This is a genomic window from Kitasatospora purpeofusca (genome assembly GCF_036010405.1).
In the GTDB taxonomy this organism is placed as follows: Bacteria; Actinomycetota; Actinomycetes; order Streptomycetales; family Streptomycetaceae; genus Kitasatospora; species Kitasatospora purpeofusca.
In genome coordinates, this window is record NZ_CP108561.1 from 5546048 (window position 1) to 5564045 (window position 17998).

14 protein-coding genes are annotated in these 17998 nt (G+C 74.7%); 10 read left to right on the forward strand and 4 right to left on the reverse strand.

What is annotated here, in order from left to right; genetic code table 11:
- Positions 1-10 precede the first annotated feature (10 nt).
- From OG715_RS24430 to OG715_RS24450, 5 genes are all read left to right on the forward strand, one after another.
- Positions 11-562, forward strand: coding sequence for an SUKH-4 family immunity protein (locus OG715_RS24430; RefSeq protein WP_266271030.1), 552 nt, complete (start codon positions 11-13; stop codon positions 560-562).
- A gap of 13 nt (positions 563-575) precedes the next feature.
- Positions 576-1424 (forward strand): nucleic acid/nucleotide deaminase domain-containing protein, encoded by an 849-nt coding sequence (locus OG715_RS24435; protein ID WP_266271031.1) that lies wholly within the window; start codon positions 576-578, stop codon positions 1422-1424.
- A 73-nt stretch (positions 1425-1497) separates the two neighbouring features.
- Positions 1498-3261 (forward strand): hypothetical protein, encoded by a 1764-nt coding sequence (locus OG715_RS24440; RefSeq protein WP_266271032.1) that lies wholly within the window; start codon positions 1498-1500, stop codon positions 3259-3261.
- 112 nt (positions 3262-3373) lie between these two features.
- Complete coding sequence (locus OG715_RS24445; RefSeq protein ID WP_045937638.1) at positions 3374-3808, forward strand: MarR family winged helix-turn-helix transcriptional regulator; 435 nt, start codon at positions 3374-3376, stop codon at positions 3806-3808.
- A gap of 44 nt (positions 3809-3852) precedes the next feature.
- Entirely contained in the window at positions 3853-5475 is a 1623-nt protein-coding gene (locus OG715_RS24450) for an MFS transporter (RefSeq protein ID WP_407661128.1), read from the forward strand.
- 135 nt (positions 5476-5610) lie between these two features.
- On the opposite strand, the gene OG715_RS24455 is transcribed toward OG715_RS24450, so the two are convergent.
- The gene (locus OG715_RS24455; protein WP_266271034.1) at positions 5611-6129 is read right to left on the reverse strand and encodes a GNAT family N-acetyltransferase; all 519 of its coding nucleotides are present in this window, start codon (positions 6127-6129) and stop codon (positions 5611-5613) included.
- A 44-nt stretch (positions 6130-6173) separates the two neighbouring features.
- Between OG715_RS24455 and thpR the strand changes: the two genes are divergently transcribed.
- Positions 6174-6764, forward strand: a complete 591-nt coding sequence (gene thpR, locus OG715_RS24460) for an RNA 2',3'-cyclic phosphodiesterase (protein ID WP_266271035.1) — start codon at positions 6174-6176, stop codon at positions 6762-6764.
- A 37-nt stretch (positions 6765-6801) separates the two neighbouring features.
- Here the strand turns inward: thpR and OG715_RS24465 are convergent, their stop codons facing one another.
- Positions 6802-7398: a TetR/AcrR family transcriptional regulator gene (locus OG715_RS24465; RefSeq protein ID WP_266271036.1), complete on the reverse strand. Its 597-nt coding sequence runs from the start codon at positions 7396-7398 to the stop codon at positions 6802-6804.
- 111 nt (positions 7399-7509) lie between these two features.
- On the opposite strand from OG715_RS24465, the gene OG715_RS24470 reads away from it, so the two are divergent.
- Positions 7510-8274 carry an SDR family NAD(P)-dependent oxidoreductase gene (locus tag OG715_RS24470; protein ID WP_266271038.1) on the forward strand — a complete coding sequence of 255 codons (765 nt, stop codon included), beginning with the start codon at positions 7510-7512 and terminating at the stop codon, positions 8272-8274.
- A 237-nt stretch (positions 8275-8511) separates the two neighbouring features.
- Here the strand turns inward: OG715_RS24470 and serC are convergent, their stop codons facing one another.
- Both serC and OG715_RS24480 read right to left on the reverse strand, forming a co-directional pair.
- Positions 8512-9630, reverse strand: coding sequence for a phosphoserine transaminase (gene serC, locus OG715_RS24475; RefSeq protein ID WP_266271040.1), 1119 nt, complete (start codon positions 9628-9630; stop codon positions 8512-8514).
- 141 nt (positions 9631-9771) lie between these two features.
- On the reverse strand, positions 9772-10872 hold the full coding sequence (locus OG715_RS24480) for a citrate synthase 2 (protein ID WP_266271042.1): 1101 nt from the start codon (positions 10870-10872) through the stop codon (positions 9772-9774).
- 416 nt (positions 10873-11288) lie between these two features.
- Between OG715_RS24480 and pdxH the strand changes: the two genes are divergently transcribed.
- From pdxH to fxsT, 3 genes are all read left to right on the forward strand, one after another.
- Positions 11289-11921 carry a pyridoxamine 5'-phosphate oxidase gene (pdxH, locus tag OG715_RS24485; protein ID WP_266271813.1) on the forward strand — a complete coding sequence of 211 codons (633 nt, stop codon included), beginning with the start codon at positions 11289-11291 and terminating at the stop codon, positions 11919-11921.
- Between the two features lie 329 nt (positions 11922-12250).
- Positions 12251-13852 (forward strand): TIR-like protein FxsC, encoded by a 1602-nt coding sequence (locus OG715_RS24490; RefSeq protein WP_327064159.1) that lies wholly within the window; start codon positions 12251-12253, stop codon positions 13850-13852.
- Positions 13849-17964: an FxSxx-COOH system tetratricopeptide repeat protein gene (fxsT, locus tag OG715_RS24495; protein ID WP_266271046.1), complete on the forward strand. Its 4116-nt coding sequence runs from the start codon at positions 13849-13851 to the stop codon at positions 17962-17964. Before OG715_RS24490 ends, fxsT begins: the two co-directional genes overlap by 4 nt.
- Positions 17965-17998: the final 34 nt, after the last annotated feature.

Here is a 17998-nt window from a genome sequence, read left to right on the forward strand (position 1 = left end):
GATGGACGAGGTGCTGGTAGGGATTGAGTGGCCGGTGGTCGTGGAACGGGCCGCCCCCGGCGACCTGCTGCGGTTCCGCCCCGACGTGGCGGCGCGGATCTGGCCCGAGGGCGACGGCGCGCGCTTCGTGACCGGGATCGGGATCCCGTTCTCCAACGGGCTCTTCCGGATCCTGGAGGAGTTCGCGGACCGTGACCCGGCCACCCCGGCCCACGCCTTCGAGACCTGGGACTCCTCGCCGGTCGACACGGAACACGGCCGACTGCAGCCGCTGGGCAGCCTCTTCCAGGCGACCGTGTACGTGCACCTCGGCGACGGCACGATCTGGGTCTCGGACCCGGACGCCGAGATCGAGTACGAGCTGGTCCACGGGGACGTCTCCTCGCTGAGCTACCTCGTCTACAAGTTCGAGGTCGAGCGCCCGGGCCCCGACGAGCGCCCGGACCCCAACGACTGGGCCGCGGTGGAGGAGATCGTCCAGGAGGGCATGGAGCGCTGGGACCCGCTGCCGTTCAAGAGCGAGTTCTGGGCGACGTTCCTCGACACCTGGGCCACGCTGTGACCGGGGCCGCCGAGTGAACGCGGGCGGGGACGACGAGCTGACGGCCGCGCTGCTGGCGCACTTCGGGCCGCGCGGGCTGCGGGCCCTGCCGATCGCGCCCGCCGGACCGCTGCGGCATCCGGGGCTCCCACTGCAGGTCGGGCCGTACTTCCGGGCGGCGGAGGAGGGCGATCCGCTGTCGCTGGGGGAGTGGGCCGCAGCGGTCGGGGCGGACGCCGGGCCGGTGGCGGCGCAGTTGCGGATCGGGACGGACGGCGGGGCCGAGCTGTACTTCGCGCCGGACCGGTCGGTCCGGGCGGTGCTGCTGGGGGCCGAACCGCTGGACCTGCCGGTGAGCGGCAGCGTGGCGGCGTTCGCGGCGGGCCTGCTGCTGCTCGACCGGCTGCTGCCGGCGGTCGCCGAGGTGGACCGGCCGGACCTCGCGCTGGCCGCCTACCGGGAGCTGCGGCAGGGACTGCTGGCCTCGGACCCGACCGCCTTCGACGACCGCGAGGGCTGGTGGCCGCGGGTGCTGGACGACCTGCGGCGGCCGTTGAACATCGACTCCTCGGCGGCCTTCGAGGTGGTCGACGAGCAGGGCGCGAAGCGGATCGTCACGGAGGTGGGCGGCCCCGGCCTGCTGCACCCCGAGGAGGCGCTCTGGCACCGGCTGCGGGCCGAGGGCGTGGAGGCCGAGCAGGTCGTCCGGGTGTACTGCGAGCTGGAGCCGTGCGTGATGCCCGGCCACTACTGCGCGCGCTGGCTGGCGCGGGAGTTCCCGCAGGCGGAGTTCACCCACAGCTTCGACTACGGCGACACGGCCGAGTCCCGGGAGGGCGGGATCAAGGCACTGATGATCAGCGTGGCCGAGCGGCGCGGCTGAGCCGGGCAGTGCCGCGTCGGGCACTGCCGAGTCGGGGACGGCGTACGGGAGCACGGGGAGAGGGAAGCGGTCGATGGCGGGGAGCGGGCGGCGGATGCCGCGGCTGGGGGCGGGCCGCAGGCCGGCCGGGCTGGCGTTGCTGGGCTGGCTGGACGATCCGAGGGCGCCGCGGCTGTGCCGGGTGGCCGGGCCGCCCGGTTCCGGCAAGTCGCACCTGCTGGCCTGGCTGGTGCGCGGCTGCACCGGGGCCGACGCTCCGGGCGGGCGGCGGATCCACGCCGTGCTGCCCGCCGCCGGGGCCACCGTGCGGACGGCCGTCTGGTCGCTGGGGCAGCAGCTCGACCTGGTCGCGCACGCCCCGGGACCGCTGATCGCGGCGATCGCGGCGGACGGTCGGCCGACCGCGGTCTGCGTGCCCGAGCTGGACCGGGCCGCGGATCCGGCCGCCCTGGTGACCGAACTGCTCGACCCGCTGCTCCGGCTGCCCGGGGTGCGGCTGGTGATCGGGGCGGCGACGGACGGCCCGGCCGCCCGGGCGTTCACCGCCGTGCCCGCCCCGGCCGTGCTGGACCTGGGCGAGCCGCAGTGGACGGACGCCGCGCGGTTCGCCGCCTGGGCGGTGGAGCAGGGCGGCGACCCGGCCGCCTACCCGCTGCCCGGAGCGGCCCTCGGGGTGCCCGCCGCCCGGCCCGTCCCGCTGCCGCCGCCGCCCGGGACGGAGCTGCGCTCGCTCGGCGAGGAGGCCCTGTCGGCGCTCTGGACGACGGTGGCGGCGGATCCCGGCCCGCTGGCCGCCGACCCGCTGCTCTACGCGCTCGCCCGCCCGGTCCCGGTGACGGCGGCGGTCGAGCGGCGGGACGACGCGCTGGCCAGGGCCTGGCGGGCCGCAGGACCGGCGGTGATCGAGGAGCCGGACCCGGCGGTGCGGGCGGCGGTGCTGCGGACCCGGCTGCTGGGCGGGGACACCGTCGCCGCGGCGGCCGCGGCCGTGCTGGCGCAGCTGCCGGGGCCCTGGGCCGGGCGCTGGGCCCGCTGGGAGGGCGTCGACCGGGACTGGCCGGGGCCGGCGGTGGCGCTCACGGCCGGGGCGGGGCCGTACGCCGGGCAGGTGCTGGTGGCCGGGCCGACCGGTTCGGTGCGGACCCTCGACGCCGCCACCGGCCGTCGTTCGGGCGTGCTGGTGGTGCCCGAGCCGCGCCCGTTGCGGGGGCTGGCGGTGACGGCGGGCGGTTCCGCGGTGCTGCTCGACGCCTGGGGGCGGCCGGAGCTGGTGGTGCCGGCCGAGCCCCGGCCGGGCCTGGATCCGTACGGGCTGATGGCGGCGCTGGACGCGGTGGGCGCGGTCTCCGGGGACCTCAGCGCGGTGGCGGCGGTCGGCGGGCTGGCCGACTCCGCGCCGGCCTTCGGCGACGCGGCCGGCGCGGTGCACTGGTTCGAGGACGGCAGGGTGCTGAGCGAGCGGCTGCACCACGGGCCGGTGACGGCGCTGGCCGGTACCGCGCTGGGCGGCGGGCCGCTGTCCGATCCGGAGATCCCGCTGCTGGTGAGCGGCGGCTTCGACGGCGGGGTGCGGCTCTGGGGGCCGCGTTCGGCACCGATGCCCGAGCCGTCCGACCGCCGGGGCTGTCCGGTGACGGCGGTGGCGGCCGGGGCGACGGCGGCCGGCCCGGTGGTGGCGGCGGCCTGGTCGGACGGGTTCGTCCGGGTGCGGGACCTGGGGACGGGCGGGGTGCTGGACCTGCGGACCGGCTCGGAGGTGTGGTCGCTGGTGCTGGCCGGAACGCTGCTGGTGCTGGGCATGCCGGACGGTCTCGCGGCGGTGGACACCCGGCGCTGACCTCGCGCCGACCTCGGCCGGAACCCTCGCGCGTACCCCGGAAGCGGGGCTCTGAAGCGGCCGATCGGAAACCAATTTTCTTTAGCGAGAGTAATGACGTAGGCTAAACAACATGCCCGAGATGTCCGAGCAGGACCTCGCAGCCATCAGTCAGCTGCGATCGTCCGCCATGCGCCTCTCCCGTCGACTGCGTCACCAGCGGGTCGAGGAGTCGCTCAGCCCTACCGAGATCGGGGTGCTGGGCACCCTCGCCCGGTGCGGCAGGGCCACGCCGGGCGAGCTCGCCCGGAAGGAGCACGTGCAGCCGCCCTCGATGACCAGGATCGTCGCGATGCTGGAGGAGAAGGGCCTGGTGCGGCGCGAGCCGCACCCGGAGGACCGCCGCCAGGTGGTCGTCAGCAGTACCGAGGAGGCCGAGGCGATCCTGGCCGAGTCCCGCAGCCGGCGGAACGCCTGGCTCGCCGAACTCGCCGAGGGACTCGACGAGGAGGAGTGGGCGAAGCTCCGCGAGGCCGCGCCCGTGCTCTACAAGCTCGCACATCTCTAGGCACAGCTGTTTCCGGTAGCCGCCGGAGGACGAAGGAGAACCGCATTACCGCAGGACCGAGGACAGACACCAGGAGCGCGACGGCCGGAGCACCGGCCGCCGCGCCGCGAGGGGAGACCACTGTGACACCGCCGGCCGCCGCCACCGCAGCCGCCACCCGTATCCGGAGCGACGAGCAGACCACCGACACCGGCGCGGCGAGCGCCGCGGCCGCCGACACCCAGGCACCCGCCCCGACGGGGCTGCCGGGCAACGGCGACGACGACCCCGACGAACGCACCGCGGCGGACGACCCCGCCGCTCCCGGCCGCAGCCGCGCGGCCACGTCCCCGAGGACGGCGGATTCGCCGACCGGAGCCCGGTTCACCCGGCCCGGGGGGATGTTCAGCTCACTGAGCGTTCGCAACTACCGCTACTACTTCGCCGGCCAGGTGGTGTCCAACACCGGGACCTGGATGCAGCGCATCGCCCAGGACTGGTTGGTCCTGAGCCTCACCGGCAGCCCGCTCGCGGTCGGCATCACCACCGCGATGCAGTTCCTCCCGATGCTGCTGCTCGGCCTCTTCGGCGGAGTGCTCGCCGACCGCCTGCCCAAGCGCAAGCTGCTGATCGCCACCCAGGGCGCGATGGGCCTGCTGGCCGCCGGCCTCGCCGTGCTGACCGTGGCCGGCGTCGTGACGCCGTACTACGTCTACGCCTTCGCCCTGCTGCTCGGCCTGGTCACCGTGGTCGACAACCCGGCCCGGCAGGCCTTCGTCTCCGAGATGGTCGGCCCGAAGCACCTCGCCAACGCGGTCAGCCTGAACGCCGCCAACTTCCAGACCGCCCGGCTGGTCGGCCCCGCCGTCGCGGGCCTGCTGATCGCCGCGGTCGGCAGCGGCTGGGCGTTCGCGGTGAACGCGCTGTCCTTCGCCGCCGTCATCGGCGGACTGCTCGCCATGCGCGAGAGCGAACTGCGCCCGACCGAGCCGATCGCCCGCGAGAAGGGGCAGTTGCGGGAGGGGCTGCGGTACGTCAAGGAGCGGCCGGAGCTGTTCTGGCCGATGGTGCTGGCCGGCTTCATCGGCACCTTCGGCTTCAACTTCCCGACCCTGCTGTCCGGTTTCGCCACGGACTTCCACGTCGGCGCCGGGCAGTACGGCCTGCTGAACACCGCGATGGCGGTCGGTTCGCTGGCCGGGGCCCTGATCGCGGCCCGCCGGGGCGCGCCCAGGCTGCGCAGACTCGTCGGCGCCGCCCTCGGCTTCGGCGCGCTGGAGGTGCTGGCGGCGTTCGCGCCCGGCTACTGGACCTTCGCGCTGCTGCTCACCCTGATCGGGGTGTTCGGGCTGAGCTTCAACACCTCGGTCAACGCCGCCCTGCAGCTGGGCACCGAGCCCGCGATGCGCGGCCGGGTGATGGGCCTGCTGGTGCTGGTCTTCACCGGCGGTACGCCGATCGGGGCGCCGATCGTGGGCTGGGTCACCGCCTCGTACGGGCCCCGGCTGGGGCTGCTGGCCTGCGGCCTGGTCTCGGCGCTGGCGGCCACCGCGGTCGGCCTGGTGCTGGCCCGCAGCGCGGAGCTGCGGCTGCGGCTCGATCTGCACCCGGGGCGCGGCGGGCGCATCGTCGCCCTGGTGCCGAGGCCGACGGCGGGCGTCAAGCCGGCGCTGGCCACGGCCTGCTGACAGTGCGTCAGGTGCATTCGCGGTAGGTCCGGCCCGCCGTGAGCGGGTCGGCCCCGGAGCGTCGGACGGCGCTCCGGGGCCGACGGCCGGTCAGTACCGGTCAGTGCCGGTCGGAGCCGGGCCGGGCAGGGCCGGTCAGAGCCGGATCGCCAGGATCTGCCCCTGCCAGAGCCCGGCCGGCTGCTCGACCTCGAAGGACTCGGTCTCGGTGAAGCCGAGCGCACGGTACTGGCCGACCAGCTTGCGGTCGCCGCCGGCGAAGCAGTCCACCCGCAGCAGGCCGATGCCGCGCCGGCGCGCCTCGTCGAGGGCGTCGGCGATCAGCGCGGCGCCGATGCCGGAGCCCTTGCGGGTCCGGTCGGTCACCAGGTTGCGGATGTACAGCTCGGGCCCGTCCACCGCGGTGGCGTACTCGGGCCGCTCCTCGGACAGCACGCAGGAGCCGACGGCGCGGCCCTCCCCGTCGACCGCGAGCCGGATCAGGAACGGCTCCTGGCCGTACTTGCCGATGTGCTCGACCCGGGCCGGGGTGCCGCTGAAGGAGTGCTCGCCCCACTGGCGGGTGCGGCCCTGGGCGGTCAGCCACTCCACGGCGCCGTCGAGCAGGGACAGGATCTCGGGGATGTCTTCGGGGCCCCCGTTGCGGATCTTCATAAAACCGTTCTAGTCCAAACCTTTGCCCGGTGGAAGATGTCCCCATGAGGCTCTTCGTGGCGGTGCTGCCTCCGGTGGAGGCGTTGCAGGACCTGGTCGACGCGGTGGCGCCGGTGCGCGGCCTGCCCGGGGCGGACCGGCTGCGTTGGACGGCGGTCGAGGGCTGGCACCTGACCCTGGCGTTCCTCGGCGAGGTGCCGGCCGAGCGGGTGCCGGAGCTCTCGGCCGGGCTGGCGGCGGTGGCGGCGGTGAACCCGGCGCACCCGTTGCGGCTGGCCGGGTCCGGCCGGTTCGGCGACAAGGTGCTCTGGGCCGGGGTGGAGGGCCGGGTGTGGGCCCTGCGCGGGCTGGCCGAGGCGGTCGCCGGGGCCACCGCGGAGCTGGCCGGCGAGGCGGACGCGTTCAGCTTCCACCCCCATCTGACGCTGGCCAGGGCCGGGTCCTCGCGGGGACGGCGGCGCGCGGCGCAGCGGGCGGCCGCGGCGGAGCTGGACGGGCTGGCGCAGGCCCTGGAGGGGTACCGCGGGCCGGAGTGGGAGGCCGCCGAGCTGCACCTGATGCAGAGCGAGCAGGGCGGCGGCTTCGCCCACTACGGCTCGCTGGCCTCCTGGCCGCTGGCCCGCTGGGAGGACTGAGCGGGCGGGTCGGGGGAGGCCGGTGGGGGAGGCCCGGTCAGGGCCAGATCCGCATGGCGTCCGCCGCGACCCGCTCCAGCTCGATGCGGCTCGCGCCGTCGCGGGCGCGCTGCGACATGCCCTGGACCACGGCGGCGGTGAACTGCGCCAGGGCCGCCGGGTCCGTCCCGGCGGGCTCGTGGCCGGCCGCGACGTCGGCGCGGATCAGTGACTCCAGGGCGCGGACGTTGGCGTTGCGCAGCTCCCGGACGGCCCCGGTCACCTCGGGCGAGGTGCAGTTGACGGTCGAGCTGATCAGCAGGCAGCCCCACGGGTGCTCGGGGTCGGTCGCCATGGCGGCGGCCTCGCGCAGCATCCGGGCCACGCCGGCCCGGGCGGTGGGCTCCTCGGCGAGCGCGCGGGTCGCGTAGGCGCCGTGGCCCTCCCGGTACCGGTCGACCACCTCGCCGAAGAGGGCGCTCTTGTCGCCGAAGGCCGCGTAGAGGCTGGGCGGGCGGATGCCCATTGCGGCGGTGAGGTCGGCGACCGAGGTCGCCTCGTAGCCGCGTTCCCAGAACAGCCGCAGGGCCTGCTCCAGGGCGGCCTCGCGGTCGAAGGAGCGCGGGCGGCCGCGCTTCGCGGTGGTGGTGGCCATGCGCCGATTCTATATCGCCCACTACAGAAACCGTGCTACGGTCCTTTCCTTAGCGATCACTACAGAAATGGGTGCCGCCGGAGCGGCGGTGCCCGGAAGAAGGGGACGGTCATGTCGAGGTTGACCGGGAGGACGGCGCTGGTGACGGGCGGCAGCCGGGGCATCGGGCGGGGGATCGCCGAGCGGCTGGCCCGCGAGGGGGCACTGGTCGCGGTGCACGGGCGGGACCCGGAGGCGGCCGGACGGACGGCGAAGGAGATCGAGCGGGACGGCGGCCGGGCCTTCGCGGTCGTCGCCGAGCTGGGCGTGCCCGGGGACGCCGAGGCACTCTGGGCCGCCTTCGACGCCGGGCTGGCCGGGTACGACGGCGGCCGCGGGCTGGACATCCTGGTGAACAACGCCGGGATCGGGCAGCCGGGGCGGATCCACGAGGTGGACGAGGCCGCCTACGACCGGGTCTTCGCCGTCAACGCCCGGGCGCCGTTCTTCGTCGTCCGGCACGGCCTGGGCCGGCTGCGCGACGGCGGGCGGATCGTCAACGTCTCCTCGGGTGTCACCCGGGTGGCGTTCCCGGAGGCCGTCGCCTACGCGATGACCAAGGGGGCGCTGAACACCCTGACCCTGACCCTCGCCCAGGAGCTGGGGCCGCGCGGGATCACCGTCAACGCGGTGCTGCCGGGCATCGTGGCCACCGACATCAATCCCTGGCTGGCGGACCCGTCGGCGCGGGCCCGGGCGTCCTCGTACTCGGTCTTCGACCGGGTCGCCGAGCCGGCCGACGTGGCGGACGTGGTGGCCTTCCTGGCCTCGGACGACGCCCGCTGGGTCACCGGCCAGAACCTCGACGCCAGCGGCGGATCCAACCTCGGCGTCTGATCGCGAACCGTGCGGGGGTACTCTCGTTGACCGTGGATCCCAAGACTCGCATGCGAATCGTGACCGGCGCGCTCGTTCTGCTGCTGGTGATCGTGCTGGCCAGCTCGCTGGTCGGGCGGTAGCCGCCGGGGCCGGCGGAACGGAAGAGGGGAACGGAAAAGGGCCACCGCCCGGAGGCGGTGGCCCTTCACTCGTGCGGGTGCGGCCGGTCGGAGCCGCCCGACCCGGCGGTCGGGGTCAGAGCCGCTCGACCACGTGGTCGATGCAGACCGTGAGCGCCTCGACGTCGGCCGGCTCGATCGCCGGGAACATCGCGACCCGCAGCTGGTTGCGGCCGAGCTTGCGGTACGGCTCGGTGTCGACGATGCCGTTGGCGCGCAGCGCCTTGGCGACGGCGGCGGCGTCCACCGAGTCGTCGAAGTCGATCGTGCCGACGACCTGGGAGCGCTCGGCCGGGTTCGCCACGAACGGGTTGGCGTACGAGGACTTCTCGGCCCAGCCGTACAGCCGGGACGAGGAATCAGCCGTACGGGCGACAGCCCAGTCGAGCCCGCCGTTGCCGTTCAGCCATTCCAGCTGGTCGGCCAGCAGGAAGAGGGTGGCGATGGACGGGGTGTTGTACGTCTGGTCCTTCGACGAGTTGTCGATGGCCGTCGGCAGGTCGAAGAACGGCGGGATGTACCGGCCGGAGCCGGCGATCTCGGCGGCGCGCTCCAGGGCGGCCGGGGAGAACGACGCCAGCCACAGGCCGCCCTCGGAGGCGAAGGACTTCTGCGGGGCGAAGTAGTAGACGTCCGTCTCGGTGATGTCCACCGGCAGGCCGCCGGCGCCCGAGGTGGCGTCGACCAGCACCAGCGAGCCCTGGTCGGCGCCGGCCGGGCGGGCGATCGGCATCGCGACGCCGGTGGAGGTCTCGTTGTGGGTGAGGCCGTAGACGTCCACACCGGCCTCGGCGACCGGCAGCGGGTGGGTGCCGGGCGCGGTCCTGATCACGCTCGGCTCGGCCAGCCAGGGCGCGGCCTTCACGGAGGAGGCGAACTTGGAGGAGAACTCGCCGAAGTCGAGGTGCTGGGACTTCTCGCGTACCAGGCCGAAGGCCGCGATGTCCCAGAAGGCGGTGGACCCGCCGTTGCCGAGAACCACCTGGTATCCCTCGGGCAGGGAGAACAGGCTGCTCACGCCCTCGCGCACACGCTTGACCAGGTTCTTCACCGGGGCCTGGCGGTGGGAGGTGCCGAGCAGGGAGGTCTCGGTGGCGGCGAGGGCACTCAGGGCCTCGGGGCGCACCTTGGAGGGGCCACAGCCGAAACGGCCGTCGGCGGGCTTGATGTCAGCGGGGATCTGGATCTGAGCCACGCGCCGCAGCCTACCGGCCGGGGCACCCGCGGTTCGACGCCCGTCCGCCCGCTGAGATGCCCCCGACCCGCCCGCGAGCTGCGGAAACAGCGGGTCCGGTCGGTATCCGGACCCGCTGTCGGGGGAGCAGCGACGGGGGTGTCAGGCGCCGATGGCCTCGAAGCCCTCGATGTCGCGGGGGCTGCGCGGGCCGGGGCCGATGTAGCGCGCGGCGGGGCGCACGAGGCGTCCGGTGCGCTTCTGCTCCAGGATGTGCGCCGACCAGCCGGCCGTCCGGGCGCAGGTGAACATCGAGGTGAACATGTGCGCCGGGACCTCGGCGAAGTCCAGCATGATGGCGGCCCAGAACTCGACGTTGGTGGCCAGCACGCGGTCGGGGCGGCGGTTGTGCAGCTCCTCCAGCGCGGCCTTCTCCAGCGCCTCGGCGACCTCGAAGCGCGGCGCGCCGAGCTCCTTGGCGGTGCGGCGCAGCACGCGGGCGCGCGGGTCCTCGGCGCGGTAGACGCGGTGGCCGAAGCCCATCAGGCGCTCGCCCTTGTCCAGGGCGTTCTTGACCCAGGTGGTGGCGTCGCCGGTGCGCTCGATCTCCTCGATCATGCCGAGCACGCGGGACGGCGCGCCGCCGTGCAGCGGGCCGGACATCGCGCCGACGGCGCCGGACAGGGCGGCCGCGACGTCGGCGCCGGTGGAGGCGATGACCCGGGCGGTGAACGTGGAGGCGTTCATGCCGTGCTCGGCGGCGGAGGTCCAGTAGGCGTCGATGGCCTTGACGTGCTTCGGGTCCGGCTCGCCGCGCCAGCGGATCATGAACCGCTCGACCACGGTCTCGGCCTTGTCGATCTCGCTCTGCGGGACCATCGGCAGGCCCTGGCCGCGGGCGGACTGGGCGACGTACGACAGCGCCATGACGGCGGCGCGGGCGAGGTCGTCGCGGGCCTGCTCGGCGTCGATGTCCAGGAGCGGCTTGAGGCCCCAGACCGGGGCGAGCATGGCGAGGGCGGACTGCACGTCGACCCGGATGTCGCCGGAGTGCACCGGGATCGGGAACGGCTCGGCTGCTGGCAGGCCGGGGTTGAACTTGCCGTCCACCAGCAGGCCCCAGACGTGACCGAAGGAGACATTGCCGACCAGGTCGTCGATGTCGACGCCTCGGTACCGCAGGGCGCCGCCTTCACGGTCGGGTTCGGCGATCTCGCTCTCGAAAGCGACGACGCCTTCGAGCCCGGGTACGAAGTCGGACATGCACGGCTCCTTCAGTTCTGCGATCGGCGGACCTCCGTGGTGGGGAGGCACACCCGTGACCGAATGGTGGTTGGCACTCGGTGCCAGGGTGACAGGCACGGGGTGCATTGCGCCATACACCACCATGGTGATGTTTCCCTGGGGCCCGCTTGACTTTTCGCCCGAGGGCCGGTCGTGCCCGGGAAATCTCCGGAACCAAGGGTGCGGTTCAGGACAAATCACCGTACGACGGGCGGCCAAGCGGTGGCGAGTCACCTTATCTCCCACCGGGGTTTGTCCGGAGGTAGCGGTGCCGGTTGCTTGTCGTACGGGATGATGTTGACGTGCAGACCCCGGACCGCGCCCAGTCGACGCCCCTGCCCCCCGCCACCCGGATCCTGGCCGACGAGGCCCGACCCGGACCGGACCTCGCCGTGATGCGCAAGCACTACACGCACGAGGGCCTGGTCGAGGAGGACCTCGCCGCCGAGCCGATGGGCCAGTTCACCCGGTGGTTCCACGACGCGGACGAGGCCGGGGTGGTGGAGCCCAACGCGATGGTGCTCTCCACTGCCGACGCCGAGGGGCGGCCCAGCTCGCGCACGGTGCTGCTCAAGGGATTCGACGCCCGGGGCTTCGTCTTCTTCACCAACTACGGCTCCCGCAAGGGCGCCGAACTCTCCGTCAACCCGCATGGGGCGCTGCTCTTCCCGTGGATCGCGCTGGCCCGCCAGGTGATCGTCCAGGGCCGGGTGGAGAAGGTCGGCCGGGACGAGACCGCCGCCTACTTCCGCACCCGCCCGCACGGCTCCCAGCTCGGCGCCTGGGCCAGCGAGCAGTCCAGCCCGGTCGCCTCGCGCGAGGTGCTGGAGCAGCGCTACGCGGAGCTGGAGCGGCGCTACCCGGAGGGCGAGGGGGTGCCGGTGCCGCCGTTCTGGGGCGGGTACCGGGTGGTGCCGGAGAGCGTGGAGTTCTGGCAGGGGCGGGAGAACCGGCTGCACGACCGGCTGCGTTTCCTCGTCGACCCGGCTGCCCCGGCGGGCTGGCGGGTGGAGCGGCTCTGCCCGTGAGTCCGGCCGGGCGGTGCCCGCGAGTCCGGCAGGGCCGTGCCCGTGCGCCGGGCCGATCCGTGCCCGTGCGCCGGGCCGATCCGTGCGCCGGGCCGATCCGTGCCCGTGCGCCGGGCCGATCCGTGCGCCGGGCCGATCCGTGCCCGTGGGGCGGGTCGGGCCGTGCCTGCGGCGCTGCGCCGGACCTGCTCGCGCCGTCGGCCCGGACGCGCCCGACCAGGCCCGTAGCCCCGCCGGGGCGCACCTGTGACGACACCACGACACCTTCCTTCGCGCACCGGCTGACCTTGTGTCAGCCCGCCAGTAAGGTGGGGTCGTTCACCGGCTCGGTGGGGGGTAGTTGGGTGCGGCCGTACTTCTTCTTCAGCTACGCGCGGCGGGACCACCTGGCCGGGGGTGCCTTCGTCGACCAGTTCTTCACCGACCTGCGGGACGAACTGGCCCGGATCGAGCCCGAGGCCGGTCCGGGCGAACTCGCCTACCGGGACACCGAACGGCTCCGGATCGGCGACGACTGGGAGCGGCAGCTCTCCCGGATGCTCGGCGCCAGCCGCGCCATGGTCGCCCTCTACTCGCCCGCCTACTTCGCCAGCCCGTACTGCGGCAAGGAGTGGACGGCCTTCGACCGCCGGACGCGGCGCCACGAGGAGCAGACCGGGGAGAGCGTCCCGGCCCTCATCCCCGTCCTGTGGGAGCCGCCGCCCGAGGACCTGCCCGCCGAGGTCCGGCGGATCCAGTACCTGCAGCACGACTTCGGCGCCGAGTACGCCACCGGCGGGCTGCGCCACCTGCTGCGGACCGACCCGCAGGGCACGGCGTACCGCAAGGTGGTGCGGGTGATCGCCGAGCGGATCCGGGAGGCCGCCTCCTGGCGGGTCACCGAGCTGCGGGACCTCGACCTCGGGCAGGTGGAGGGCTGCTTCCCGGTGGAGGAGGTGGCCCCGGTCGCCGTCCGCAGCAGCCTGGTCCGGCTCTTCGTCGCCGCCCGGCGGGCCGGCGACCCGCCCGCGGCGGTCGGCGGGGCCGGTGCGGTCAACGGCGACCGGTTCCCGGCGCAGCGCTCCGAGGCGGACGGCGCACGGACGGACCGGGCCGCCGCAGCCGGCGGTCCCGCGAACGGCGGCCCGGGTGGCGCGGGCGTGCCGGACGGGCCCTACCAGGGCGGCTGGTACGGGCCGCACCCGCGCGACTGGGCGCCCTACCACCCGCCCCGGCTGCCCTCGTTGGCGGTCCAGGCCCAGCAGGTGATCACCCGGGCCGGGCACAGCACCAGCCTGGAGACCGTCGGCCCGGACCTCGCCGACGCGCTCGACCGGGCCCGGGAGAACAACGAGGTCAGCGTCCTGCTGGTGGACCCCTGGGCGGCCGGCGCCGAGCCCTTCCGGCAGGCGCTGCGCGACTACGACCGGCAGAACCACCCGGTCACCGCCGTCCTGCTGCCCGACAGCACCGACGACCCGCCGGCCGGCGCGGCGCGCGCCCGGCTCTGGGAGGGGGTGCGCGAGGTGTTCGCGCGCACCTGGTTGCACCGGTCCGGGCCCGAGCCGCTCTTTCGCATCCACATCCGGCGGGAACGATTCGAGCGTGAGCTGCTCTCGACCGTGACCGTCGCCCAGAACCGCCTGCTCGACCAGCTGGACGACGACCCGGTCGCCGCCCGGGCCCAGTTCGGGCTCGGTCCGGACCCGCGACCGATGCCCGGCCTCACCATCCCGGCCTGGCCGCCCGTTCCGCCGGAGCCGCCCGTTTCCCCGGGCCCGCCCGTCCCGCGTCCGGGGAACGCCCCGGGCCCGGGGAACGCTCCTGGAGCGGGGAACGCTCCTGGAGCGGGGGCCGGCGCCGGGGCCGCGCCGGGGCCGAGGGGCGCCCTGCGCGAGGAGACCGTGCCCCTGACCAACCGGGCGCCCAGTGAAGGAGAAGCGGACCGATGAGCGTTGAGCACGCCGCCCTCGCGGACCACGGGTCCGCGGCCCTCGCGACCCCCGGCACCGGTACGGTCGTCACCTTCTACTCCTTCAAGGGCGGCACCGGCCGCACCATGGCGCTCGCCAACCTGGGCTGGATCCTGGCCAGTCAGGGCCTGCGCGTGCTCGTGGTGGACTGGGACCTGGAAGCCCCCGGCCTGCACCGCTACTACCACCCGCTGCTGGTCGACCCCGAACTCCACGGCACCGACGGGCTGATCGACATGCTCCGGGCCTACGTCGACGAGGCGCTGCCCGGCCCGGACCGCCGCGGCCCGGGCCCGGACCCCCGGGAGTGGCTGGCCGTGCCCGGCCGGCTGGAGCAGTACCTGTGCGGCCTGGCCCTCGACCTCCCGGACGGCGGCAAGCTCGACCTCATGCCCGCCGGCCGGCAGAACGCCGCCTACTCGGCCGCCGTCACCAGCTTCAACTGGCGCAGCTTCTACACCCGCGCCGACATCCGCGGCGCGGAGTTCCTGTACGCGCTGCGCGAGCAGTGGACCAGCAGCTACGACTACGTGCTGATCGACAGCAGGACCGGGGTCAGCGACACCTCGGGCATCTGCACCGTGCTGATGCCCGACACCGTCGTCGACTGCTTCACCCTCGGCGCCCAGAGCATCCGCGGCGGCGTCGACGCCGCCCGCGCCATCGTCGACGCCGACGAGCGCGAGATCCGCGTGCTGCCCGTCCCGATGCGGGTCGAGGACGCCGAACGCGCCGGACTCGCGGCCGGGCGCGACCTCGCCCACGACGCCTTCGACCCCTACCTGGAGCGCTGGCTGAGCCCCGAGCGGCGGGCGGACTACTGGCGCGACGTCGAGGTGCCGTACAAGCCGTTCTACGCCTACGAGGAGGTGCCGGCCACCATCGTCGACCGGCCGCAGCAGGGCCGCAGCCTGCTCGCCGCCTTCGAACGGCTGGCCGCCTGGCTCACCGACGGCCGGGTCAGCTCCCTGCGCCCGCTGCCCGACCTGGCCCGCCGCCGCCTGTACGCCGCCTACCTGCGCACCGGCCGCACCCGCTCCCGCCAGGTGCACGTGAGCTACGCCCCCAAGGACCGGGTGTGGGCCGAGTGGATCTCCGAGACCCTGCGCGGCTTCGGCTACCTGGTCAGCCTGCACAGCGCCGCCGTCCCGCTCGACCCCGGCCCGGCGCACGGCGGCGCGCTGCCCGAGGCCGCCGGACCACTGGACGGCGACGGCCGGCTGCTCGCCCTGCTCACCCCCGAGTACACCGCCCTGCCGCGCGCCCGGGAGATCTGGCGCCGGCTCACCGGCCAGGCGCCGGTCGGCGACTCCGGCGGCCTGCTCGCCGTGCGGATCGGCGGGGCGGAGGGCATGGAGCCGCCGCAGTTCGCCGGACACCGGGCCCTGGACCTCGCGCTCGGCTCCGCCGAGCAGGCCGAGGCCCAGCTGTTCGAGCTGATCGGCCCGGCGCCCGGCGCCGGTCGCTGGATGGAGACCGGCGGGACCGGCGGGACCGGCGAGACCGCCGTGCCGCACCCGGCCCGGTTCCCGGACGGCCGGCCCTCGGTCCAGGAACTCCCGCCCCGGCTGCCCACCTTCACCGGCCGGATGCGCCTGCTGGAGGCCGTCCGCGACGGCTTCACGGCCGACAGCGACGCCGCGCCCGTCCAGGTGCTCTACGGCATCGGCGGGGTCGGCAAGTCCCAGGCCGCGATCGAGTACGCGCACCGCTTCGCGGCCGGCTACGACGTGCTGTGGTGGGTCCCGGCCCAGCAGCCCGCGGTGATCCCGCAGAAGCTCGCCGAACTCGCCCCCGGCCTCGGCCTGGAGACCGACGGCGACGTCACCAGGACGGCGCGCGCCGTCCTCGACGCGCTCGCCAGCGGCCGGCCGTACCACCGCTGGCTGCTGCTCTTCGACAACGCCGAGGACCCGGAGCTGCTGGACCCCTGGCTGCCCGCCGCCGGACCGGGCGGCCACGTCCTGGTCACCTCCCGCGACCGGCGCTGGGCCCGGCGCCCGGGCCGTACCGAGGTCGAGGTGTTCGACCGGGCGGAGAGCGTCGAACTCGTCCGGCACTTCAACACCGGGGTCGAGCGGGCCGACGCCGAGCGGATCGCCGAACTCCTCGGCGACCTGCCGCTCGCCGTGGGCCAGGCCGCCGCCTGGCTCCAGGAGACGCCGATGCCGGCCGCCACGTACGCGGACCTGCTCGACGAGACGCTCACCGACATCCTCGACCGCTCGGTGCGGGGGGCGCCGGTGGCGGTGGCGGCGGAGGAGAGCACCGAGGAGGGGGCCGCGGAGAGCGCCGCCGTCCCGGTCGCCACGGCTGCCACCTGGCGGATCGCCGGCTCCGACCTGCGCCGGATCAACGCCCCGGCCGCGCGGCTGCTGGAGGTCTGCGGCTTCCTCGGCCCGGAGGCCATCCCGATCTCGATGCTGTACAGCCCGCCGGTGGTCGAGGCGATCGGGCTGTCGGGCCCGGGCATCTCCGACCAGCGGCTCGCGGTCGGCGAGATCCTGCGGACCGTCAACCAGTACAACCTCGCCCGCTACGACCACGCGGCCGGAACGCTGGTCGTGCACCGGATCGTCCAGGCCCTGCTGCGCGAGCAGGTCGACGAGGTCGACCGGGTCCGGGTCCGCGGCGTGGCACACCGCGCGCTTGCCCTCGCCGACCCCGGTGACCCGGACGCGCCGCACAACTGGCCGCGTTACGGCGAACTGCTGGCCCACCTCTGGCCGTCCGGGGCGGTCGGGTCCGCCGATCCGGCGGTCCGGCAGTGGATCGTCAACTCGGTCCGCTACCTGTGGCGGCGCAGCCTCCACGACGCCGGCCGTGAGCTGGCCGAACGCGTCCTCGCCCAGTGGCGGGAGATCGGACCGCAGAGCGTCGAGGCCGATGTCAGGGTCCAGTTGCTGCGCGTCCAGCTCGGCAACATCCTGCGCAGTCAGGGGCTGGTCCGGGAGGCGTACGAGACCGACCGGGACGCGTTCGACCGGCTGACGGCGCTGGTGGGGCGGGAACATCCGGACACCTTCCCGGCGGCCACCAGCCTCGGCGGGGACCTCCGGCACCTCGGCCGCTACCAGGAGGCCCGGGAGCTGGACGAGGTGACGCTCGCCGCCGCGCGCCGGGTGCTCGGGTCTGACCACCCGCGCACCCTGATGATCGAGAACAACCTCGCCGTCTCCATCATGCTGTCCGGCAACTTCGCCAAGGCGCTGACCACCCAGGAGGTGCTCTACCACCGGAAGCTGGAGCTGTTCGGCAGGCGCAGTCCCTACACCATCCGTGACGGGCTGCTCCGGGGACACCTGTTGCGCGAGGTGGGGCGGCCCGCAGAGGCGCTGGCGCAGCTGGAGAAGACCGTCCGCCGGAGCCGGGACGTACTCGGCGAGGAGCACGACGACACCCTGCGGGCGAGGCGGTACCGCAGTGCCACCCTGCGCCGGCTGGGCCGGCTCCCGGAGGCCCTGGTGGAGGCCGAGGACGTCCACCGGCAGCTGTACGGGCGCTACGGGCCCGACCACCCCGGCACCACGGGTGTCGCAGGGACCCTCGCGGCGGTGCTCGGCGCGCTCGGGGACGGCGAACAGGCCGTCGTGCTCGCCGACGAGTCGTACCGGTACCACCGCGACCACCTCGGCGACGGGCACCCGATGGAGCGCCTGGCGGCGGGCAACCTCGCCGTGGCCCTCCGCCGGGCCGGCCGGAGCGACGAGGCACGGTCGTTGGCCGGCGAGGTGGCGGACGACCTGCTCCGACTGCTCGGCGACCGGCATCCGTGGGTCGCGGTCGCCAGGTTGAACCGGGCCAACGACGCGGCCCACGTGGGTGCGTACGACGAGGCGGCGGCCCTCAGCGCGGACGCCGGCCGGATCCTGGTCGAGCGGTTCGGCCCGGACCACCCGGACAGTCTGGCCGCCTCCGCGAACCTCGCTCTGGCGCTCGCCGCCTCCGGCGACCCCGGGGGAGGGGCGCTGGGGGCTCGGACTCTGGCCCGGGCCCGTGCGGTGTCGTACCTGGGGGACAGCCACCCGCTCACCGAGTCGATCAGGGTGAAGGAGTGGCTGGACACCTCGATCGAGCTCCCGCCGGCGTGACGGCGGGCGGGCCACAGACGAAGGGGAACTGGCA